This window comes from uncultured Maribacter sp., from assembly GCF_947500985.1.
Taxonomy (GTDB): domain Bacteria; phylum Bacteroidota; class Bacteroidia; order Flavobacteriales; family Flavobacteriaceae; genus Maribacter.
The window spans coordinates 57,409-81,758 of the sequence record NZ_CANMTX010000007.1 but is presented as its reverse complement, the minus strand read 5'-3'; the positions used below and the strand labels follow the sequence as shown (position 1 = coordinate 81,758).

General features: G+C 34.5%; 19 protein-coding genes and 1 riboswitch. Of the genes, 8 read left to right on the top strand and 11 right to left on the bottom strand.

Annotated features, from left to right (window positions below):
• Window positions 1–53 precede the first annotated feature (53 nt).
• Window positions 54–156, bottom strand: a riboswitch (SAM riboswitch).
• Window positions 157–393: 237 nt separating this feature from the next.
• A complete protein-coding gene (locus tag Q0871_RS15195) occupies window positions 394–2,016 on the bottom strand; it encodes a sulfatase (RefSeq protein ID WP_299325274.1) in 1,623 nt (540 codons plus the stop codon).
• 319 nt (window positions 2,017–2,335) lie between these two features.
• Between Q0871_RS15195 and Q0871_RS15190 the strand changes: the two genes are divergently transcribed.
• From Q0871_RS15190 to Q0871_RS15180, 3 genes are read left to right on the top strand one after another with little or no spacing between them, the layout of a single operon-like run.
• Complete coding sequence (locus Q0871_RS15190) at window positions 2,336–3,124, top strand: TIGR04255 family protein (protein ID WP_299325273.1); 789 nt, start codon at window positions 2,336–2,338, stop codon at window positions 3,122–3,124.
• A gap of 2 nt (window positions 3,125–3,126) precedes the next feature.
• Window positions 3,127–3,630 (top strand): hypothetical protein, encoded by a 504-nt coding sequence (locus Q0871_RS15185; protein WP_299325272.1) that lies wholly within the window; start codon window positions 3,127–3,129, stop codon window positions 3,628–3,630.
• The gene (locus tag Q0871_RS15180) at window positions 3,631–4,185 is read left to right on the top strand and encodes a hypothetical protein (protein ID WP_299325271.1); all 555 of its coding nucleotides are present in this window, start codon (window positions 3,631–3,633) and stop codon (window positions 4,183–4,185) included.
• A 38-nt stretch (window positions 4,186–4,223) separates the two neighbouring features.
• Here Q0871_RS15180 and Q0871_RS15175 read toward each other — a convergent pair whose 3' ends face one another.
• The 5 genes from Q0871_RS15175 to Q0871_RS15155 all read right to left on the bottom strand — a co-directional run bounded on the left by Q0871_RS15175 (window position 4,224) and on the right by Q0871_RS15155 (window position 12,297).
• The gene (locus Q0871_RS15175; protein WP_299325270.1) at window positions 4,224–6,167 is read right to left on the bottom strand and encodes a CocE/NonD family hydrolase; all 1,944 of its coding nucleotides are present in this window, start codon (window positions 6,165–6,167) and stop codon (window positions 4,224–4,226) included.
• Between the two features lie 387 nt (window positions 6,168–6,554).
• Complete coding sequence (locus Q0871_RS15170) at window positions 6,555–6,752, bottom strand: hypothetical protein (RefSeq protein WP_299325269.1); 198 nt, start codon at window positions 6,750–6,752, stop codon at window positions 6,555–6,557.
• Window positions 6,753–7,206: 454 nt separating this feature from the next.
• Complete coding sequence (gene metK / locus Q0871_RS15165) at window positions 7,207–8,463, bottom strand: methionine adenosyltransferase (protein ID WP_299325268.1); 1,257 nt, start codon at window positions 8,461–8,463, stop codon at window positions 7,207–7,209.
• Window positions 8,464–8,721: 258 nt separating this feature from the next.
• Window positions 8,722–11,400, bottom strand: coding sequence for a TonB-dependent receptor (locus Q0871_RS15160; RefSeq protein ID WP_299325267.1), 2,679 nt, complete (start codon window positions 11,398–11,400; stop codon window positions 8,722–8,724).
• Between the two features lie 39 nt (window positions 11,401–11,439).
• A complete protein-coding gene (locus Q0871_RS15155; protein WP_299325266.1) occupies window positions 11,440–12,297 on the bottom strand; it encodes a GLPGLI family protein in 858 nt (285 codons plus the stop codon).
• A 194-nt stretch (window positions 12,298–12,491) separates the two neighbouring features.
• Between Q0871_RS15155 and Q0871_RS15150 the strand changes: the two genes are divergently transcribed.
• Genes Q0871_RS15150 through Q0871_RS15140 form a run of 3 tightly spaced genes read left to right on the top strand, consistent with a single transcriptional unit; the run spans window position 12,492 to window position 14,693 of the window.
• Complete coding sequence (locus tag Q0871_RS15150; RefSeq protein WP_073247082.1) at window positions 12,492–13,106, top strand: deoxynucleoside kinase; 615 nt, start codon at window positions 12,492–12,494, stop codon at window positions 13,104–13,106.
• A 26-nt stretch (window positions 13,107–13,132) separates the two neighbouring features.
• A complete protein-coding gene (locus Q0871_RS15145; protein ID WP_299325265.1) occupies window positions 13,133–14,107 on the top strand; it encodes an aminodeoxychorismate synthase component I in 975 nt (324 codons plus the stop codon).
• Window positions 14,091–14,693, top strand: a complete 603-nt coding sequence (locus Q0871_RS15140) for an aminotransferase class IV (protein ID WP_299325264.1) — start codon at window positions 14,091–14,093, stop codon at window positions 14,691–14,693. The genes Q0871_RS15145 and Q0871_RS15140 overlap by 17 nt, the downstream gene beginning before the upstream one ends.
• 2 nt (window positions 14,694–14,695) lie before the next feature.
• Here Q0871_RS15140 and Q0871_RS15135 read toward each other — a convergent pair whose 3' ends face one another.
• Window positions 14,696–15,697, bottom strand: a complete 1,002-nt coding sequence (locus Q0871_RS15135) for an App1 family protein (RefSeq protein ID WP_299325263.1) — start codon at window positions 15,695–15,697, stop codon at window positions 14,696–14,698.
• Between the two features lie 238 nt (window positions 15,698–15,935).
• Between Q0871_RS15135 and Q0871_RS15130 the strand changes: the two genes are divergently transcribed.
• Window positions 15,936–16,643: an energy transducer TonB gene (locus tag Q0871_RS15130; protein WP_299325262.1), complete on the top strand. Its 708-nt coding sequence runs from the start codon at window positions 15,936–15,938 to the stop codon at window positions 16,641–16,643.
• 54 nt (window positions 16,644–16,697) lie between these two features.
• On the opposite strand, the gene Q0871_RS15125 is transcribed toward Q0871_RS15130, so the two are convergent.
• The 4 genes from Q0871_RS15125 to Q0871_RS15110 form a co-directional block, all read right to left on the bottom strand.
• Entirely contained in the window at window positions 16,698–19,124 is a 2,427-nt protein-coding gene (locus Q0871_RS15125; RefSeq protein ID WP_299325261.1) for a sodium-translocating pyrophosphatase, read from the bottom strand.
• Window positions 19,125–19,230: 106 nt separating this feature from the next.
• Window positions 19,231–19,758 (bottom strand): inorganic diphosphatase, encoded by a 528-nt coding sequence (locus tag Q0871_RS15120; RefSeq protein WP_299325260.1) that lies wholly within the window; start codon window positions 19,756–19,758, stop codon window positions 19,231–19,233.
• Between the two features lie 72 nt (window positions 19,759–19,830).
• Window positions 19,831–22,332 (bottom strand): DUF5686 family protein, encoded by a 2,502-nt coding sequence (locus tag Q0871_RS15115; RefSeq protein ID WP_299325259.1) that lies wholly within the window; start codon window positions 22,330–22,332, stop codon window positions 19,831–19,833.
• 107 nt (window positions 22,333–22,439) lie between these two features.
• A complete protein-coding gene (locus tag Q0871_RS15110; RefSeq protein WP_073247098.1) occupies window positions 22,440–23,417 on the bottom strand; it encodes a pyruvate dehydrogenase complex E1 component subunit beta in 978 nt (325 codons plus the stop codon).
• 173 nt (window positions 23,418–23,590) lie between these two features.
• Between Q0871_RS15110 and Q0871_RS15105 the strand changes: the two genes are divergently transcribed.
• Window positions 23,591–24,331: an electron transfer flavoprotein subunit beta/FixA family protein gene (locus Q0871_RS15105; RefSeq protein ID WP_299325258.1), complete on the top strand. Its 741-nt coding sequence runs from the start codon at window positions 23,591–23,593 to the stop codon at window positions 24,329–24,331.
• Window positions 24,332–24,350: the final 19 nt, after the last annotated feature.

Here is a 24,350-nt window from a genome sequence, read left to right as displayed (position 1 = left end):
GGTAGGTAAAATCAAAAAGTTATAAGAAAGTAATATCGAAGAAAATTCGATTACTGTTATCCATCCCCTAAGGGTAGAATGTAGCACCTTCTTTGTGCGAACAAAGGGTTGCTAAGGTTTCAAAGGGTCTAATCCCTCCACCTTTCTTGATAACTATTCAATAAGTGTTTGAACTTTGAATTAGCAAATATAAGGGCAGAAGATTTTAAAAACCTAGTATTTTATGAAAAATATATAATTTGAGGTTTTGTTGTTAGTTTTCTGTGGGCTTCAAGGCAACTAGCAAACTTATCAACTACCTGGTTCTCGATACACTTTTGTCCTAATGAAAAATTAGGTCAAAAGCACTCGAACTGACATTTTTTCCAACAACCGACAACTAACAACCAACAACTATTCAATCATCCCAGCACTCTTGTACATATCTATGTATTTCTGATCTTGCTCAGGAGAATCTTTATAGTACTTTCTCATTTCTATTAAATCTGCTGTCAACTTTTTAACGGTAGCTGCGTATGCAGGATCATGGTAGACATTGTTCATTTCATTGGGATCATTTAACCTATCGTACAATTCCCATTCGTCAACATCATAGTAGAAATGCACAAGCTTAAATTCTTTGTTAACCAATCCGTAATGACGTTTTACCATATGTACAGACGGATATTCATAATACTGATAATACACAGCATCACGTGTCCACTTGTCTTTCTTACCTTTTAATAACGGAATTAAACTTTCCCCCTGCATATCACTTGGAGGTTTAATACCCACTGCTTCTAACATGGTTTGTGCAAAGTCTAAATTCTGTACCATTTCATTTTCTACAGATCCTGGCTTCACCACATTTGGCCAACGCACCAATAACGGAGTCTTAAAAGATTCGTCATAAATAAATCGCTTATCGAACCAACCATGCTCGCCTAAGTAAAAACCTTGGTCAGATGTGTAGATAACAATAGTATTTTCTGCCAATCCAGTTTCATCTAAATAATCTAACAATCGACCTACGTTATCATCTACCGAAGAAATGCTACCTAGGTAATCTTGCATATATCTCTGGTACTTCCATTTCATTTTCTCGGTATCGTTCATTTTCGGCCAATTCTCATAGAAAAAGTCATTGATAGAATCTAAGATTGGATCATACAATGCTTTTTGCTCAGCCGTAGCACGGTCATACGGACCATAAAAACTATTCGGATATTCTTCTACCACAGGAAAAACCTTGCCTTCCATTTTAGCTAAAGTCTCCGGTCTTATTTTACTATCATGACTATACATCATGTGAGTCAACAAATTCATTTCTGCTGTTTTTGCAGCAGAACCTCTATTGCTATAATCATCAAAAAGTGTTTCTGGCTCGGGGAATGTTTTCTTAGTGAATTCCTTAAACTTATCTGGTCTTGGCCACCAAGGGCGATGCGGTGCTTTATGCAAATACATCATCATAAACGGTTCGTCGTTAGACGCTTCTTTCTTTAACCAATCTAAAGATACATCTGTAATAATATCGGTTACATACCCTTGCTTGGTAATGGTATCGCCATTGGTTACAATAAAATCGGGATTAATATAATGTCCCTGCCCTGGCAGGATCATGAATTCATCTACCCCTTTCGGATTGTTCCCAAAGTGAAGTTTGCCGAACATAGCTGTCTTGTACCCATTCTCTTTAAATATTTGCGGAAAGGTGACTTGCGTGGTATCGAACGGAAAGTAATTATCTACTTTTCCATTAATATGCGTATGCTTACCTGTTAATATTGTTGCTCGTGATGGTGCACAAATGGAGTTGGTAACACTCGCATTCGTAAACAACATACCTTCTTTTGCTAAACGATCAATATTGGGTGTGTTCAACAGTTTATCATCATACGCGCTAATTGCCTGATACGCATGATCATCCGACATAATGAAAATGATATTGGGCTTTTTCTTTTTGTTTTTTTGAGCTTCGCTACTAATTGGCAACAGGAAAAGTACACCTGCTATGATTAAGATTAGTTTATTCATTTTGGTTGTTGTTTGGTGAGATTGAATGGTATTAAAAATGCTTAAATTGTTTGTATCTATAAATTTCATCAACACAGAAGTCAAATAGTATTCTAATAAAAAATTACTGGGAAATTCCCAAAATCTCTAATTAAAAAAATTAAATCACTAAACTTTCGTTATTGTTATTAATGGAATTTGATTATTACTTATCTTTAAAAAAACAAGTTATCAAAACATGTTAAATACCTTAAAATTTTATTCTCATCTTAAAAAATTAATCAATTTTATTTAATTTTAAATAAATAGTTAAATTCGCACTCAATTTTATTCCAAATTAATGATAGAGTTTTTAAAACCTATTTCTGAAAACCATGCAATCAGTAAAGCTGTAGCATCTGTTTTTATCCCTCAAGCATTTTTGAAACCTCAAGATATTTTTGAAAAAACAAAAATTAATAAAGGTTTTGAAAATTATCCAAAAAAAGGGTTAATGAAAGCTACAACTATTAATATAAATAATAATAGTCTTGGCATTACAAATGAACAAATTAAAGGATTTGTTTTTGAAAATTATGATGATATAGGTTCAATTAATAATATTTTTAAACTAGAAAACAATAAAGAAAACCAATCCATAATTTCTTTAGAGAATAGAAAATATATCAATTGGGAGTCGTTTAAAAATACATTAGATTCGGATTTAGATGCATTCTCAACTACAAATGACTTTTATGTTGAAGCTATAAGTCTTAACTATAGAGACGAGTTTATTTGGACTAACCGAAATGAAAAAATTCCTGTTGATGTTATTTTCAATATTGATTCCGAACTTTTAAATAAAAAATTTTTAGCTTCAAAAAATGGAACGTTAGTTTTAATTTCACAAGGTAACGACCTAAATGGTATACCTTACGAAGAAAAAACTGAAATATCTTTTAATAATGATATTAAAAGAATTATTGTAGATCATCAATATGCTAGTTTATTTGGAGATATTAAATTGTTTAGTGATTTAAAATTAAATAATAAATTCAGTAGCTTATTTGATTTGGCACATCAAGAAAACAAAAAAATCCTTAGAGATATTTTGACCAAAGATTGTCAGGATTTAATTAAATTAAAATAATTATGGCATTATTAACTAGTCTACTTGCTTTAAATCCAGAAATAGAAAAATACAGTTCTCTAAATAAAAACAGTATTAAAGTTGAAACCTTGCTTTACGAAGAAGAATTAATAGATTTAAAAAGTACTTATCATTTTACAGGAATAGAAAAAAATGATAAATCAGATTTATTAAAGATTCAAATATTTCATTTATTCAATTCCCCTGACAAAACAACAAGAATATCTTCTGATGTTCTTTCTCAATGCTATTTATTCATTGATAATCTTTACCCAAGCGTTATAGAACAATTAGATTTTGACAACGTCTATAGCACTCCATATGGCACGGTTGTTTTTGATTGGGAAAAAGATGTTGACAATGCATTTTCATTAGAAATTGGCGCTAAAGAATTGGGTTACTTTATTGAAGTAAATGGAACTGATAACAAGCAAGTTGATTCCTTAAATTTCCAAGAATCAAAAAATGAATTATTGAAAGATTTATCAAGTTTTTTATCTGCTTAAATGCCAATATTAATACCAAAAAACATTGATGACGATGAAATCTTAGTCCATTTTATTTTTGACCGTAATTTTAAAAATAAAATAGCTAATGAACATAAATTGATTTCGAAGGATATATTCTTACCAAACCAAGGTGGCGTTTCACTTCAGCGAAGTTTATATTGCAATGAAAAAACATGTAAATCATTTGCTAAAAAAGTAGCTATAAATAGAGCTTATATTGGTTTTGTCATTTTCAGAAAATCTACTTTCGAAAAAGTAAAAAAAAATTATGTATTAAATGACAGGAGTGAATTCGAAGCTAAATTATTCTCAACTCCTCTTGACGAAAACAACTTATATCTTGCCCCTTACATCGAGGTCAACGTAGACTCAAAAGGGAACCCATCACATTCCGATTTAATTTATAAAAATCCAGCTGTAAAAGGAGACGAGTCCCCTAATACTGCAATTAGATCATTCTCTAGAAAGTTATCAAAAGAATGCAAACTTATAATAGATGACAATCCCGATTTAGAAGAATATTTAGATACGCCATTTGAGCAAATAATCTAAACTATTAAAATCGATATGCTTTTATTATATATTACACCCTACTCCAACACAGAAAACTCAATACTAGAATCTGTAAAAACCGTATGTGTTTGAGTTTTAAAATCTGACTCATCTGCGTTGAAAATATTATCTACATAGGTCTGCGGATTTAAATCTATCAACGGAAACCAGGTGCTTTGTACTTGCACTTGTAGCTTATGCCCTTTTTTGATGGTATGGAATACATCTTGCAACTTAATAGTAACATCTGTCTTTTGGTTGGCTACAAATGGCTCTGGGTCCGCAAAGCTATTTCTAAAACGCCCACGCAATACTTCGCTACGAACCATTAAATGATAGTTACTCATTTTTAAGTGGTCTTGCATTCCTTCATACGCTGGCTCATCGGCTGGGTGTACGTCAATGATTTTTACAATCCAATCTGCTGCAGTACCTGTGGTGGCCACTTTTAGCTTCGCAAGAATATCGCCTGCCAAAGTCAAATCATTTTCCATCACTTCCGTTTCAAAAACCAATACATCGCCACGGCGAGCCGCAAAACGCTGATCGTCTGTCATGTATTTTCTTGGGGTAAATACCGTTTTAATATCTTCTGAATAAGGCACTGGTTTTTTAATATCACTTATAAACTTCACTTCTTCAACTGCTTTTGGCTCAAAGGCCAGTTCTTGATTTGGAGATAAATACATATCTTTTTTGACTACATCTGCTGGTGGCCAGGTATCGTAAGTTTTCCAATCTTTTCTTCCTGTATCGAAAACGTAGGCTTCCGGTAATCCGCTATTTTTATCTCCGCTTCCTTTTAAAAAATGGTCAAAGAATTTGGCTTCTATATTCTCTTGAAAAAACTCTGAAATACCATCACCGAAGTAATAATTACCTACAATATTCTGCCCTTTTCTTCGTGCCCAAGCCCCATGATCCCATGGTCCGAAAACTAAAGTGTTGTAATTATCGACATTGTACTTTTCAATATTCTTGTAGGTCTCTAACGGTCCGTATAAATCTTCGGCATCAAACTCCCCCGCAACAACCATAGTCGCTACCGTTGGTTTTACATTCTTTAAATGCTGAATTAAGCCCTTACTCTGCCACATATCATCATAATTAGGATGTTGCTTTAGCTCGTTCCAGAAATAATCGTCGGTTACACCTTCTTTTGCCATACGTGGCGTATCTGTAGTTTCATATTCAAAAAAGCGATCTAAATTTTTCAACGGACCTTCATCTAAAAAGAATTGGTACTGATCTTCGGTCGGTAAATCTGGTAGTGTATACCATGCCGTATCAATAGGCTTATCGCCATCTGGTCTAGGAGTACCGAATAATGATGTTGCCCTAAAATAACTCAACAAATATGCTCCGTTATGGTGAAAATCATCGAAAAAGAAATCTGCAATACTTGCCTGTGGAGACGCTGCTTTTAATGCCGGGTGTGCATCTACAACGGCATACGTAGAATAGTAACCAGGATATGAAATTCCCCATATACCCACATTACCATTATTATTTTCTACATTGTTTACCAGCCAGTCTATCGTATCATAGGTATCAGAGCTTTCATCAATATCTTTTTCTGATTTTTTATTCGGATTAAAAGCACGCATGTTTTCATAATGACCTTCGCTTAACCATCGCCCACGAACATCTTGGTAAACGACAATATAGCCATCTTGCATCATGTGAATATTCGGAGCAATTTTTGTCTTGAATTCACCTTCTCCGTATGGTTGTGAACTATAGGGAGTTCGTTGCATGATAATCGGGTATTCTTTTGAAGTATCTTTTGGCGAATACACCGTAGTGTGCAGTTTAATGCCGTCACGCATGGTGATATCGACTTCCTTTTTAGTGTAATTGTCTGCAACGTAGGTATCAGATACTTCTGTGTCTGCTACTTTAGGTGCTGTTTTTCTACAGGAAACAAGCACTGTAGCTAGTAAAATAAAGGTAAAAAAGTGTTTGATGGTAATCTTCGGCATGTCTTAAGAATTTGAATTCTTAAAGCTAAGAAAGTTTACTCGATTTTTGAAGATTTATGGACAGGTAGACGCAGGAAAATTTTGACTTATCTGAATACCTAAGTTGAAGTATACCAAATTACGTCATAGTCTATCAACTACATAATACCGATTACTAGGCAGACTCAATATAATTTAAAAAACAAGCAGTGTTATTTAGAAGGAAAAATTGTTTCATAAATACTATCAGACGATAGCATTTATGAAACAATTGTAAACAAGATTATACCATGAACAACTTTCTAACAAGCATAAGTATGCCCGTAAAAAAATCGCTTTTATATTCTTGAACAGTAGTTTCTTGGAGTAGTTGTTTTTTCATTTGGTTAATGTTTAGTGTGTTGGAATTTAATCAGAAAAAGGAATTAATGCAACTGTTTTTTCAGATTTTTGAATTTCAAAATCCGAATAAATTTTCACCGAACGATATTCGGTTTTGTCTGCATCTAAAACAACATACTCAGAAATTAGGTCGGTTTCTTTTGAGCAAGATTGTAATATGATGCAAGCTAAAATTGCAAGAGAGATTCTGTGGGGTAATGACATGGCATTCGTAGGTTAAGTTATTACTTTAATAGGTTTTCAAAGATTCAATACCTTAAACAGATTTAAAATTAAGCTGACTTTTGGGGCTTCAACTAAACTTGTTTCTGTCCGTTTTTTGTTTGTACAACTAGTATATATTTCATCTTTGTAGGTGGCGAGATTTGGGATTCTCTAATTATTACATTTCAAATATATGTAATCCTTTTCTTACAAAATAGATTATGTGGTCAAAGTATGCCAACTTGTTGTGAATGGGTGTTAATTGGCTTGTGAGGTAATTTTGAGACAAAAAAATGCCCCGTGAAACACGAGGCATTTTTAAATACTTAATTTTATTTGAGAAAACATATTAACTTGACTTCACCCTTTAATAATTTGAAAATCAAAATGTAAACAACAACAAAGTATTCATCTCCATTACAAATAAATAGATTCGCTGCACTCGCAGTAAAATCTATAAATTAAATGCCGACTTTATCTCTGCTACTTTATCTAATTTTTCCCAAGTGAATAATTCCACTTCTTTTTCGATACGACCATTATATGGCGATTCAAAAACCTTTGTAACAGTTGTTGGCTGTTTACCCATGTGCCCGTATGCTGCGGTTTCTAGGTAAATTGGGTTTCTAAGTTTTAATCGATCTTCAATAGCAAAGGGTCTCATGTCAAACAACTGCGCTACTTTCTTGGCAATGTCTCCATCACTCAACCCAACTTTAGATGTCCCGTAGGTATCCACATAAATAGATGTAGGTTCTACAACACCAATAGCATAACTAACTTGTACCAAAATCTCAGTTGCTACACCTGCAGCTACCAAATTCTTCGCTGCATGACGTGCTGCATAAGCTGCACTACGGTCTACTTTACTTGGGTCTTTGCCACTAAAAGCACCACCACCGTGAGCTCCTTTACCACCGTATGTATCAACAATGATCTTACGACCTGTTAAACCGGTATCGCCATGTGGACCACCAATAACGAACTTACCTGTTGGGTTTATATGATATTTGATCTGATCATCAAACAATTTCTGAGTATCTACAGGTAATTGTGCTTTTACTCTAGGTATTAAAATTGAAATAATGTCAGACTTAATTTTCGCTAACATTTTTTCATCATCTGCATCAAAAGCATCGTGCTGGGTAGAAACTACAATAGTATCTATACGTATTGGCTCATTGGCATCTGAATATTCTATAGTAACCTGTGCTTTTGCATCTGGCCTTAGATAAGAAATCTCTTTATTCTCGCGACGCATTTCTGCCAAAGTATGTAGAATTTTGTGCGAAATATCCAAAGCTAATGGCATGTAGTTCTCGGTCTCGCTAGTTGCATAACCAAACATCATACCTTGATCACCGGCACCTTGCTCTTCTTTTGAACCACGGTCTACACCTTGGTTAATGTCTTGAGACTGCTCATGTATCAACGATATCACTCCGCAAGAATCGCCGCTAAATTGGTATTCTCCTTTTGTATATCCTATTTTATTGATGACTTCACGGGCAATGTTCTGTACATCTAAATAGGTATCACTTTTCACTTCTCCCGCTAATACTACTTGACCAGTTGTTACTAATGTCTCGCAAGCAACTTTACTTTCTGGATCAAAGGCAAGAAAATTATCTAATAACGCGTCACTAATTTGATCCGCAACTTTGTCCGGATGTCCTTCACTAACAGATTCTGATGTAAATAAATATGGCATAACAATCTTTTTTTTTCAAAGGATTTGAATGAATGCCGAAAAGAAGTATGATGTGAAGTGATATCAACATCAACTGCTTTAGCATTTTTTTCGCTTTATACCCTAAGGCTAAAACAGAGGTTGCAATCAGTCAAATCCCTCCTCACTTTTTTAATTCAGATGCAAAAATAGAAAAAATGTTCTGTTCAATTCTTAATATGATGTTATTTATTGACTCAATTAAATGAATTGATAATTCTAAGTATAAATCTGCTAGAATTAAAGATCATACTTCACAGACATTAATAGATATCTAGGTTGTACAAAATAGGCTTGTGTACTAAAGAATAATTCGTTGGTACTATCTCTATTTAATGTAGTAGTGTTTAATAAATTAGTGCCTTTTATTCCGTATTCCCAGCGGCTATCTTTTTTCTGGTATGTTAAGTCAGATTCTAAAAAACTATAGGTATTAGAAATAGTATCTGCGTCATCGGTATAATTATAATAATCATAATCTACCGTAAATATGAAGTTCTTTAAAAAACTGGCATCAAAACGAGCATAGGGTCTGCTCGTATAAAATGTGGTTTCTAAATCTCCATTCTCATAATTATTTACAGTGTACCTATAGCCTAATTCTAAATTAGGAGCGTCTTTAAAATTAGTAGAAAGAGCTGCATTATAATTCTGCGTCAATGAGTTTGAGGTACGTTGCGTATCATCAACCAGATTATTAGTAGTTGACCAACCCAAATTACCTTGAACAGATGCTTTTATTTTACCAAAGATACGTTCATACTTTCCGCTTGCGGTTAAAGACTCATCGTCAAAATTTGAATTAATAGTACTACTCACCCTATTAATACCTATAATATTCACTCCACTTTTTAAGGCATCTATTCTTTTGGTATATGCTACGTTAGCAAAAATATTAGTGAAATTGAACATATTAAAGCTAAAAAAATTAAGCGATACATTATGGTTCAACGCACTTTCTAAATCTCGATTACCGCTATACAACGAATTGTAATTGTTGAGCACATAACCTTGTGCAAAATTACTGACATCTGTAAACGAACGGGTTACACGATAATTAAAGCGAAGGTTTTCTGATTTCTTCAGTTGCGCATTAATATACAAATCAGGCAACAAAGACGTTAAATTATCTTCTACCACAGTACCTAATTGTTCATTCTTAACATTGAACTGATGCAAGGTTATACCGGGATTAAAAGTAAATATGCCCGAAATAACTTTATAATGTAGACCCGCATAAATATCAGAAACATGAAACGCTACTTTATTAACAAATTCATCTCCGCTCATATTTAACACATCTTCATTATCTAATATCTGAAAAATGTTAGAATTAAAGTTCTGATTGCTTTGTGTAGTACCTAATGTTAGATTGATGTTACTCTTTGTACCTAGAACCCTATAATAATCTACCTTGGCATCGACCTTATTGGTTACTACGGTTTTTGCTTGATTGATATTATATAAGTCTTGCGTTTCATCTACCGGAAAAATATCAACAAAGGCAAATTCGTTTCGTATTGCTTCATAAAAAGGATCTTCATCGGCATATAAATATTGCGCCTCTATCGCAAATATATTTTTTTCGTTTAAAGTGTAGTAGATATTTAAATTCTGATTTACAGATAAGGGTTTTTGCTTTTTTACTTCGTCAATTTCATCGGTAATAGAGGAAATGGAAAGTACATTGACTTCCTCTGTATCGTCTGACTGTTTTAGCAATGCATCATAATCTAACTGAAAATCTTCATTAGGTTTGTATTTAGCGCTCAACTTTGCCAAACCTAAATGTATGGTCTGGTCTGTATTCGTAGTTGTACTTTCAATATCGTTACTGGCAATATAAGAAGTAGTTCCTTCAGATTTCATGAGTGTACCAGTGTACGAGTATATTCCAAATCCGCTTAAATCCAAACCATCCATTGGCGCATAACTAAAATTAGCTGCTGCAAATTTGGTATCAATATCATTAGCTCTATTGTTCTGTGCTGAAGAAAGTCCTAATGCATCCGCACCGGTAGAAATGGAACTTCCTCCTCTTGAATTCAAATTTCTGAATCCGCCTGTAAAATTTCGATAATCGTTACGGGTAAATGGCACTTCACCTATATTGTTTAAATCTGTTATGATATTTATGCTGTATTTAGGACTGTAGTAGAATAACTTAGGATATGCTAAATATCGATCATCAGGTCCATAGCCTGCCGTTATTTCTCCGAACCAAAAATTCTTTTTCCCCTCTTTCAACTTTATATTTAAAGCCACATTATCGTCATCATTGGTAAGCCCTTTCATTTGGGAAACTTCATTAAAATTTCGCAATACCTCTACTTTACTTAAAGCATTCGCCGGAATATTCTCTACCGCCAACTTCGTATCACCATCGAAAAAATCTTTACCTTCTACCATGATCTTACTCACGGTCTTACCTTCTACCTCTATTTGGCCATCATCGTTTATTTCAATTCCCGGAAGGTTTTCTAAAACATCTTTCAACTTCTTTTCTGTACCGGAAACAAAGGCATCTGTATCATACACAATGGTATCCCCCTTAACCGAAACCGGCATCTCATAAGTAACATCTACCTCATCTAATTGTGCCGCTTGCTCTTGCATTACAATATCTTTGACAGCATCTTGCTCACCAGCAGTAAATGTGAACGATTCTGGTTTAAAGCCTAAGTAAGTCACTTTTACCGTATACTGTTCCCCTGTTTTCAATTTCAATTTAAAGAGTCCCGCATGGTTGGTAATTCCGTAAGATTCCAATCCTTGTGTCGCTGTATTTATAGCAATTACATTTGCCATATCTACACCAACTCCCAAGCTATCTTTTACGGAACCTGACAACGATATTTCTTGAGATGAACCAATTGTTGCCACTAGTAGTAATAGTATAAAAAGCACTTTATTTTTCATGTGAAAGCTATAAAAAAGAATGAATTATGAAGTACTTATTTAGTTTGGTCTACCGCCACCACGACCGCCACGGTTTCTAAAATTCTCACGCATCTCTTTCATCTTTTCTTGAGAGATTTCATCATACTCAGATTGAGTTACCTTTTTACCTTTACTTGGTGCTTTTATTTCAATTTTCTCAGAAGGATTCATGGTAATCTCAGAACATACAATCGTTGTGATATCATCGTTTACCGCTAATATTAAACCAGGTAATCCCCAGTATAATCCCGGACCTTGATTTATTGGAACTTCAGGCGTATACCACGCTACAATCTCTACCTCTTTTATAGTAAATTCATCTTCTTTTTTCGCCTCATCCTTATTTTCGTCTTCCCTACCTGGTCTTCTGAAAATCGCACTCATATTCGGTCGCTTTATCGTTTTTGTAGCAGTAGCTTTAGACGCAGTATAATTACCTATCTTCTTAGATTCGGTACCCATTTTCCACTCTAGCGCCTCTAATTCATCATCAATCAAGAAAATTTTACCTAGAAGCTCATTCTTTATCAAGTACCGCTGATCTTTTATATTTTTATATAAATCTCCATCAGTACCTGCCATTGCACCAAATCTTGGACCTCGACCTCCACCTCTTTCACCTGGTTGTTCTAATTTTTCTTCTTCTTCGTAAATTGATGCTGTTTGATTGAAATTGAGTACAAAGGTTTTTTCATTTGCCTTTTTAATACGCTCCATCATTTCTTTTTTTCTATCCTCAGGAATATTTCTGTTCCCAAAATCGAAATTTACCTGTGTTTTACTCTGATATACCGCTTTACCTTGAAAATCTTGCGCTTGAATGGTAACGCCCATAAAAACCATTATAAAACCTATTAACCACTTATATTTTATCATGTTCCAAAATTAAATTCCGTAGTATGACACCATTTTTTGGTTTTGGTTTAATCATTTTCTGTTAATAAATGAATTGAGGTAATTATTTTTATGCCATACAACAAATATGTTTTTACTTCCTGTAGTTATCTTGTATCTTGTACCATCGAACATTGTTTGAAAATAAGAACACAACCATTAATTAATTTAATTCTATGCACATAGCAGTTGCCGGAAATATCGGTGCCGGAAAAACAACCCTAACTAGATTACTTTCAAAACATTATAAATGGGAAGCTCATTATGAAGATGTTGTTGAGAACCCGTATTTAGATGATTTTTACAATCAGATGGAACGCTGGAGTTTTAATCTTCAGATATACTTTTTAAACAGTAGGTACCGCCAAATTCTTCAAATTAAAGAAAGTGGTAAAGAAATAATTCAGGATAGAACTATTTATGAGGATGCACATATTTTTGCACCCAACCTACATGCTATGGGTCTAATGACTAATAGAGATTTTCAGAACTATTCTAGTTTATTTGATTTGATGGAGACCTTAGTGGACCCGCCAGATCTTTTAATTTACCTGCGTAGTTCAATCCCTAACTTGGTGAAGCAAATTCATAAGAGAGGTAGAGAATATGAAAACACAATTTCAATTGACTATTTAAGTCGATTGAACGAACGTTACGAAGCTTGGATTCATGGATATGAAAAAGGAAACTTATTGATTATCGATGTAGACGATTTAGATTTTGTTGACAACCCTGAAGATTTAGGTAGCATACTTAACAAAATTGACGCTCAAATTAACGGTCTATTTTAAGTTCACTTTCGCAAAGCTCGAAACCAATGGAAAATTTTGAAAAAAAAGCTACTCGCTTTCTTCAAGATAGAATTCCGTTTTTATTCATTATTGATTTTGAAAATTCAATAAAACAGGTTTTTACTTTTGAAGAAGCTGCAAAAGAAAATATCTTCTTCAACATCAAAGGCAATGGTAATGATAAAAATCTTGCTAAAACTAATCTTGATGGTGTAGATTTTGATTTAAAACCAAAATTGGTTTCTAAAGAAATTTACGAAAGAGCTTTCAACACCGTCAAACAAGAATTGAATAATGGCAATAGCTTTTTGCTAAATCTTACGTTCCCTACTGCCCTCAATACAGCGGTAGATTTAAATGAGATTTATCAAAAAGCCCATGCCCCATATAGGCTTCTTTACAAAGAGAAATTCGTTGTTTTCTCACCAGAATGCTATCTCAAAATAAAGAACGGAAGTATTTTCTCGTACCCAATGAAAGGTACTATCAACAGTGATGTGCCAAATGCTGAAGAACTATTATTGTCGAATAAAAAAGAACTTTACGAGCATAATACTATCGTTGACCTTATACGAAACGATCTTTCTATGATTGCCAAAAAAGTAAGGGTCAATAAATTTAGATTCGTAGATAAAATTAAAAAAGGAGATCAAGAACTATTACAGACCAGTACCGAAATTCAAGGAGAATTACCTGAGAACTGGAAAGATAACTTCGCCTCTTTATTATTAAAAACATTACCGGCAGGATCGATAAGCGGAGCGCCAAAAAAGAAAACTTTAGAAATTATTTCTAAAGCGGAAATTGAACCACGTGGTTTCTATACCGGAATCTTTGGCGTATTTGACGGACACCAAATTGACAGTGCAGTTAGCATTCGATTTATTGAAAAAATTAATAAAAAGCTTTTTTACAAAAGTGGCGGTGGCATTACTCACTTGAGCGAGATGGAAGAGGAATACCAAGAACTTTTAGAAAAAATATATGTACCCATTATTTGAATCTGTTTGTATTGAGAATAGCCAAATCAAGAATGCAGCATACCATGAGGCTAGATTCAATAGGTCTTATATGCAGCAGTATAAAACCCACCCTACCTATTCTTTGTTCGATGGCATACATTTGACCAATTTAGACCCTACTTTAAAATACAAATTGCGAATTGGCTACAAACAACATGGTACGCGATTTTCCTTTTCTAAATATGAAAACAGCATACCTTCCTCGCTCAAACTAGTAAGCGATGACACCATATCTTACAACGTAAAAAGGAACAACCGTAAAAAATTGAACAACCTCTATAAGCAAAAAGGAGACTTTGATGATGTTTTAATTATTAAAAACGGACTTGTTACAGACACTTCTTATGCCAACATTCTACTTAAGGATAGTAAACAGATTGTAACTCCATCAACTCCACTACTTGAAGGCACGTGTAGAGCCAGATTATTGAATGAAAATAAGATTACGGAAAAAAGAATTTCTGTAGATGACCTACAAAATTTTGAAAGCTTTCAATTGATCAATGCCCTAAATGATTTTGATAAAACCAGATGGGTACCTATTACAAATATTAGTAAGGGATAAAATCATATAAAACCGTTTTTCTTTGCGTGATCAATAGCTTCAGCTGTTTTATTGACCATTAGAAAGGGTATGTCTTTAAAGTCTGCAAATAGATTTTCAATACGTGCCATACGTTTGCTGTGGTTGACACTACGTAAATAAATAGCTTTTATTCTACCCGGAAAAAGCATAGATATCTCTTGATAAATATCACCATCTTTTTCACCGCTATCACCAATTAATATAAAAGGTAATTCTGGATAGGATTTTAATAAATTACTGATTTCTTTTTGCTTCTGCGGCTTTTCATCACTCTTTTTTCTTCTTTTGAAACTTGCCATACTACGCAACAAAACCGGACCTTTAGGAAAATTATTAGTCTTCAAGAAAAGTTCAAGATATCTATACAAATTCCAAGGACTATGACTCACATAAAAAATAGGATTTGCGTCGTTTCCTGTTTTACCCTGATGTAGTTTTGTATAAAAATCCGATGCTCCTTCTAACTGAGCCCGCTTAGTAGCTCTTTTAAACATTGTGTTTATAATGACCTTCCATTTTAAAGAAGACACTACTCCCGTATGTAAAATTGTATCATCAATATCACTGATAACCCCAAATTTGGCTTGCTTACATGGTATTAGCATTTCACCGGGAAAACGATTTTGCAGAAGTATCTCCCTTTTTAAATTTGTATTGCCAAACGATAGCTCAAATTTTACCCAACCTTCATCATTTGCCAAATCTTGAAGCCCCTCTATATTCTCATCAATTAGATAATAACCATCACCATCAGTAGTACCTTCTACTGTTTCACCGTTAGAAAATGTAATTTTTAAAGGAGCATTTTTAATTTCATCGGTTTCAAAACGCTTCCATGTATTTTTAATCAAATTGAAAAAACCTTTTTGATCTAAATCGATATTTTCATCTTCAATTGCCCTACCCCTTACATACAAACGATTAGCACTACCGTAGGACTGAAAATTAATGATTTGAAGTTTATCTTTTTTAAAAATACCCATGACGTTAAAATTACGGTCTTTCAACAACCTTTAAAATTTTTATTTCAAGAATTATTGATTTTACCACCTACAAGCAATTATTCTGTGCGTCTGTTTCAAATGAATGTCTCTTTCACTCACCCAAAAGCAGCGTTAACTCATTACTCGTTTCACAGCCTTTAGGTTTACTATAGTTTTAGACAAGTAAGTAAATAAATAATAACTCTACTTGTTTATGCAAGTCTAAAATTCAAACATTATGAGACCAAAAAAGAATCCACAGAAAGACCTGAACAAAAAGAGCGGAATGTTCTTTGTAATCGGACTACTATTAGTATTAGGTATGGTATACACCGCCTTAGAATGGAAATCATTTGACCCACTTAAAGAATACGAAGTAGCTTTTAACATAACTGACGAATCGATAGATGAAGAAATTCCGGTTTTCGAACTAGAAGCTACCCCACCACCTAAACCACCAGCTTTACCAACTGAAATAGAAATCGTCGAGGATGATGACCCTATTGAAGAAACTAAAGTTATTTCTATTGAAGTAAACACTGAAACCGAGGTTGTAGACGCATCAGATTTCGAGGTTATAGAAGAAGAGGAAGAAGTAAAAGTAAATTGGATTACCATTGAAGAAGTTCCTGTTTTCCCAGGTTGTGAAAATGAAAAAGACAAAAGAGCTTGCTTTAATGACATGATGCAAAAGCATATTCGTAAAAACTTTCGTTACCCAGAAATGGCTCAAGAAATGAACATTCAAGGTAGAGTAAATACTACATTTATGATTAACAATGATGGTACTATTGGAGCTATTCGAAAAAGAGGTCCGCATGATATACTAGAAAAAGAAGCCGTAAGAATTTTATCTAAATTACCAAAAATGACTCCGGGTAAACAAAGAGGTTCTGCTGTAAAAGTTTCTTTTGCTATTCCAATCACATTCAAACTACAGAACTAGAAAAACAAAAAACCATCAGCAATGCTGATGGTTTTTTATATTCTAAATATGAAATTACTGTTTATTAATCTCCACTTTTTCTATAGTAATTTCTGTAGCGGTTCCTTTCTTTTTAATTGTTGCATTTTCAAATGCTTGCAATTGTGCCTCAACCTCAGCTTTGGTACCGTTATAAACTACCTCTTCAGTAATTGACTCACCATTTACCGTAGTAGAATAGGTAACAATAGCTTCTGCCAAATCTGCACTTTCTACATTCATTTCTATAGCAACCTCTTTTGTATCACTTAGCGATGCAACACCTTCTTCTGCATGACCACCTAATATTGGTGCAATTACCAACCCTATTAAGCAAGTCAATTTAATTAATATGTTCATTGAAGGACCTGAAGTATCTTTAAAAGGATCACCAACAGTATCACCAGTTACAGCTGCTTTATGCGCTTCTGAACCTTTATACGTCATTTCACCATTGATCTCAACCCCTGCTTCAAATGATTTCTTGGCATTATCCCAAGCACCACCGGCATTGTTTTGAAAGATTGCCCATAATACACCAGATACGGTAACACCAGCCATATAACCACCTAACATTTCTGCAATCGCCAATTTGTTCATTCCGAATAACATAGGAACGAATGCAATGACCAACGGAAAACCGATAGTTAATAAACCAGGTAACATCATTTCTTTCAAAGAAGCTTTTGTAGAGATAGCCACACATTTATCATATTCAGGCTTACCTGTACCTTCCATAATACCAGGTATATCTTTAAACTGACGTCTAACTTCTTGTACCATTTCCATCGCCGCTTTACCAACAGCATTCATTGCCAATGCAGAGAATACTACCGGCACCATACCACCAACAAATAACATTGCCAACACCGGAGCTTTAAATATGTTGATACCATCAATACCCGTGAAAGTCACATAGGCTGCAAATAATGCCAAAGATGTTAATGCTGCAGAAGCAATAGCGAAACCTTTACCTGTAGCCGCAGTTGTATTACCTACAGAATCTAATATATCCGTTCTTTCTCTTACGATAGGTTCTTGCTCACTCATTTCGGCAATACCACCTGCGTTATCAGAAATTGGCCCGAAGGCATCAATCGCCAATTGCATAGCTGTAGTTGCCATCATTGCAGAGGCGGCCAAAGCAACACCGTAAAAACCTGCAAATGCATAAGATGCCCAAATAGCACCTGCAAACAATAAAACTGATGGGAATGTAGAAATCATACCCGTTGCCAAACCTGCGATAATATTCGTACCCGCACCTGTTGAAGATTGCTGTACAATTTTTAGGATAGGAGACTTCCCTAATCCTGTATAATATTCTGTTACTGAAGAAATCACTGCACCTACTACTAAACCTACCAAAGTGGCATAGAATACACGCATTGAAGATATTTCTAAAAGTCCTTCACCAAAGAATTCCATTTTCATGGTTTCAGGCAACATCCAAGTAACCAAACCAAAACATGAGATTGCAACCAGAACAATTGATGTCCAGTTACCAATATTCAAAGCACCCATTACCTCAGCTTCTTTGGCATCGTTGCTTTTTATTTTTACCAACATGGTACCGATGATAGATATAATAATACCTGCACCTGCAATTGCCATTGGCAATAATATCGGTCCGATACCACCAAAGGCATCGGTAATATTACCACCCATATCTTTAATTACATAGTTACCCAAAACCATAGCTGCCAAAACAGTTGCTACATATGACCCAAATAAATCTGCACCCATACCAGCAACGTCACCTACGTTATCACCAACATTATCGGCAATTGTAGCTGGGTTTCGAGGATCATCTTCTGGTATACCAGCTTCTACCTTACCTACTAAATCTGCACCTACATCGGCTGCTTTGGTATAAATACCGCCACCTACACGAGCAAATAACGCAATAGACTCTGCACCTAAAGAGAAACCTGCAAGGGTTTCTAAAACTATTGTCATATCCATAGTCGATGTCCAAACACCGCCCATAAAAAACTGAAAGAATACTATAAAGAATATCGTAAGTCCTAATACTGCTAAACCAGCAACACCAAGTCCCATAACAGTACCACCACCAAAAGATATTTTTAATGCATTAGGCAAACTTGTACGTGCTGCCTGTGTAGTTCTTACATTGGTCTTAGTTGCTATTTTCATACCTATATTACCTGCGTAGGCAGAAAATACAGCACCAAAAATAAATGCTATTACAATTAGCCAATGTGTTGTTGGCACTACGAAAGAAACGATTGCAAGCAGAATACTTACAACGACCACGAATATAGCCAGAAGTCTATATTCCGCACTTAAAAAGGCTAGGGCGCCTTCATAAATGTGATCTGATATTTCTTTCATTTTTCCATCTCCGGCGTGTTGTTTCATCACCCAAGATCTTTTAATGCCCATGTAAATTAGGCCTAATACTGCCATAAGAATTGGCATGTAAATCATCATTGACTCCATTTAATCTATTTGTTAGTTGTTAGTTCGACTAATGTAGTAAATTAGAATAGAATAAAAAAAGCCACTTTTTATTAAAAAAAGTGGCTCAAATGATGTAAAATATTATTTATATCACAAAAGTGCGCTTTGCTTTGTGCTCACTATCATCATATCTCTTAACACATTCGTGGTATATTTCGATTGCTTTAGCAGCATCGCTCCACCCGCCTGTATCAACTTTTTTCTCTTCTAAATCTTTATATACTTGAAAGAAATGTTCGATTTCTTTTAATCTATGCGGATTCAAATCACTAATATCATTGTTATTGCTCCAGATTGGATCTGAAACTGGTACACAGATAATTTTCTCATCTGGACCTTTCTCATCTGTCATGTGAAATACACCTATAGGTTTTACTTCCATCACCGTCATTGGATATGTAGGTTCTGTTCCCATTACTAAAACGTCTAATGGATCTTTATCTAACGCTAAAGTTTCAGGTATGAATCCATAATCACCAGGATACATCATTGAAGAAAACAACATACGGTCAAAACGAATTTTATGTAAATCAAAATCGTATTCGTATTTGTTTCTGCTTCCTTTCGGAATCTCTATTAAAACATCAAAGGTTAAGCCTTTTGCTGCTGCCATATTAAAAATTGTTTAATTTATAGTTTCTTATGAAACGTTACTAAGTTGTTATAATTGTAAAAATTAATCGAATTAAAAGACAAATCCAAACGTACCGGTTACACCGAACTTTCTTGCATCGGGATTTTCTAAATAATTTCCTCTAAAATTGAAATCTAATCTAAATACCTTAAAGATATTACCAATTCCGAAAGAATACTCATAATAAATTTTTTCTGATGGCGCACGTAACGGCGTATTTACTGTTGCGGGTGCACTTAGGGCTATATTTTCATCAGACAAATCTCCCCATACTCCACGCAGAGCTACTATTTCTCTTAAATTATATTTTCTTAAGAACGGAATTCTAGAGAAAAACCGACCATTAAAGTTATGTTGTAAATGAACAGCGGCATAAGTATCTGTAACAAATTCGTAAAAATCTAAATTTGGAAACGTACCATAATTAGAGAAAAAGGTTTGGTTACCAGGCACTACGCTCAACAATCCTAAAGGAACCTCACCAAATGTTTTTCCAAGCTCTACCGTACTCAATAATCTACCAAAACCACCTAATTGCCATGGTTGACTATATGAAAATTGAAGCTTGCTATAATCAAAATCACTATTCATTACTCCTTTTGTTCCCTTTGTATAATTCAATAATATAGTACTATAAGTATCATTGACATCTCTGCGTTCAACACCGAAACCTATCGTTTTCTTACCCGGAGTATACAGTACCAATGCATTAAAATCGAATTGACGTATTTCTGATGAAACCCCTGTTGGAGATTCTGGATTTACATAATCTAAACTAAAATCACCGGGTAAAGCAGAACTCAAGGTTCTAAACGTACCACCTACAGATAATTTTAAATTGGTTAGCGGTTCAATTTCAAAATTAAGCGCACTTAAATTAATATTCGTTAATCTATTATTGGCACCTACCGTTAATAATGAGGAAGATGCAATACTTCGACCCAAAACGTCATTAGTTGCCGTTAGACTAACACCAAGTTGCTCTATGTCTCTACGGTTACCACCAGAAACGATTAATCTGATATTTTTATCTAATAGCATTTTACCCGCCAAGCCGTGTTTAAATTTATGATCTTTGAATCCGTATGCCGTGTATCCTTCTACTCGCCAAAGATCATTTTGACCATAGTATGTTCTTGCTCCAAGTCGCACTCTCGCGCCTTCTGCAGTATTGTATCCAAAGAAATCATAAACAGAGCCTAAATCTAAATTCCATTTATCGACCTCGACATAACCAGATCCTAAAATACTTACAAAATTATAATAGGTCTTAAATTTGGGAACGGTTTTAAGGGTGTCTAGCAACTTATAAATACCCTGCTCATCTTTATTTAGACTTTCTAATCTGTTCTGTTCCCAAAAGGCATCGTCTTTAATAATCTGCGTAACATCTAAAGGGTTTCTATCTTTTTTATAAACCTCTTTTGGTTTAACCTTATTGAACTCGTAATTATCATAAACACTTGTTCGCTTACCATACAATCCTTTTGATTCTTCTTTTTTGTTGAAACTGAAATCACTCAACATATAATCGCGTTTCAAAAGAAACACTGAATCATTCATTACTTCAAAATCTTGCTCTATGTAGATTTCTTTTACCCAGTTAATATTGGCACTTTTGGTTACTTGAAGATTAATATTTTTCACCGCCCAAGTAGAATCATTTACCCAAAAATCTCCTTTAAAGGTCAATTCATTTTTACGGCGTGGATAGTATACAATATTATAACACCACTTATTATCAATAAAAGCACTATCTCTAAGCGCATAATTATACACATCTACCCCGGTTTTTGATAGCGGGCTAGTGAAACTTTTATCGAAAAATTTCAGGTAATTATTATAGACATCGTACTCTTGATATAAGTCTTGTACGAAAGCTATGATTGCTTGATTATTTTCGAATCCGGAATTCTTATTACCTAAAACTTCCTCTTTTTCCTCTTTGATTTTATTATCACCGTAAACTTTAGAAAAAGTCTCGTTTAAAAAAATCGGTAAGTATGTTTTACCTGTTATACGAGAAGTATCTAAATCTTGAAAAACAAACTCGAGCCCCTTAAAAACCTTACTTTTTATAAGTGCACTATCTATTGTATTTAAATCGAACTCTACCTTTTCATACTTATCAAAAGCATATTGATCAAACTGCCTAACACCGTTCTGACGCTTTTTCGACCAGATTTTTCGAAGAATATCTACCGCAGGATTATTCTTTTTAGATTGCTTGCCCGCTATCAACACCACTTCGTTCAACTGCTCTGCAGCTTCTATCATGGTTATTTTTAAATCATAGGCAACTTTAGAATCTAACTGAAGTTCGTAATCTGTATAACCGATAAAAGATATAATTACTGTAGGATATTCATTTTCAGACTCTAAATAAAACCTACCATCATCGTTTGTAATGGTACCTTCAGTCGAATTTTTAAAGAATACATTAGCGAAGGATACAGGCTCACCCTGCTCATCAATGACAATACCACCAATTTTGGTCTGACCTTGAGCTATGAAAACGCATAGACTTAAGAATGTGAAAATTATCCCTCTCATTAAAATTCGTCGTTCAATAAAAAATTTTGTTGCAAATAACATACTAATAAAAAAAGCTTCTCCAGACTTGGTCGGAGAAGCTAAAGTACTTTACAAAAGTAAATCTTTTATTTGTATAAAACTCTTTTAACAGCTTCAACTACATCTTTATGATTAGGTAACCACTCTGCCAATAATACTGGAGAATATGGTGCTGGCGTATCTGCGGTGTTAATTTTAACAACTGGTGCATCTAAATAATCAAATGCATGTGCTTGTATATGATATGTAATTTCTGTTGCTACATTACCAAATGGCCAAGCTTCTTCTAAAATCACCAAACGGTTTGTCTTTTTAACAGATTTCAAAATAGCTTCGTAATCTAAAGGCTTTACAGTACGTAAATCTATAATCTCACAACTAATACCTTCTTTTTCTAATTCATCGGCAGCTTTATCAGCTTCCTTAATAATCTTACCAAAAGAAACGATAGTTACATCTTTACCTTCTCTACGAATATCCGCAACACCTAATGGAATAGTGTAATCACCTTCTGGCACTTCACCTTTATCACCATACATCTGCTCAGACTCCATAAATATTACAGGGTCATTATCGCGAATTGCAGCTTTCAACAATCCTTTTGCATCTGCCGGGTTAGATGGTACAACTACTTTTAAACCCGGACAGTTGGCATACCAACTCTCAAAAGCCTGTGAGTGCGTCGCCGCCAATTGACCTGCAGAACCTGTAGGACCTCTAAATACTATAGGACAAGGAAATTGTCCGCCAGACATTTGTCTGATCTTAGCAGCGTTATTTATAATTTGATCAATACCTACCAACGCAAAGTTGAAGGTCATGAACTCTATAATAGGTCTATTACCGGTCATAGTAGAACCAACGCCTATACCCGCAAAACCAAGTTCTGATATTGGAGTATCAATAACCCTCTTTGGGCCAAACTCATCCAACATACCCTTGGAAGCTTTATAAGCGCCATTATATTCCGCTACCTCTTCACCCATCAAATAGATAGATTCATCCTTCCTCATTTCTTCGGACATGGCCTCGGCTATTGCTTGCCTAAATTGTAGTGTTTTCATGTATGGTAAATATTATTCTTTGTTATATGCTAGAAAGCAAGCAAAAATATGAAATATAATATCAAAAAATAGAATGCCAGATTTAAAAAAAGTTATAAAATTTACTATGCATGCATAGTAAAATAGGATTTAAATAGCTATCTTCGTCTTCATTGATATAAAGTTTTTTAAACATGAAGATACTAGTTTGCATAAGTAATGTTCCAGACACTACGTCTAAGATAAATTTCACAGATGGCGATACCAAATTTGACACCAACGGTGTACAGTTTGTAATTAATCCGAATGACGAATTCGGTTTAACAAGAGCTATGTGGTTCAAAGAAAAACAAGGTGCTACAGTGCATATTGCTACTGTTGGCGGTCCTACAGTTGAACCTACAATGCGTAAGGCACTTGCCATTGGCGCAGATGAAGCTTTTAGAATTAACACAGAACCTACTGACGGATTTTCTGTTGCTCAACAACTTGCAGAAGTTGTTAAGAATGGAGGTTATGACTTAGTAATCGGCGGTAGAGAATCTATTGATTATAATGGTGGTATGGTACCAGGTATTCTGGCTTCTTTAACAAATATGAATTTCATCAATTCTTGTATTAGTCTTGAAATTGACGGAACCAATGTTACTGCTGTTAGAGAAATAGATGGCGGAAAAGAAAAATTAAGTAGTTCACTACCTTTAGTAGTAGGTGGACAAAAAGGTCTTGTTGAAGAAAGTGATTTACGTATACCTAATATGCGTGGAATTATGATGGCAAGAAAGAAAAGTCTTTCTGTTCTTGAACCGGTTGAGGCTATCAAAGCTACCGAAGACAAAAAATTCGACAAACCGGCTCCAAAAGGTCAAGTTAAACTTGCCGATAGTGTAGATCAATTGATTGACCTATTACATAATGAGGCCAAAGTCATTTAATAACCTATTTATTAGGTAA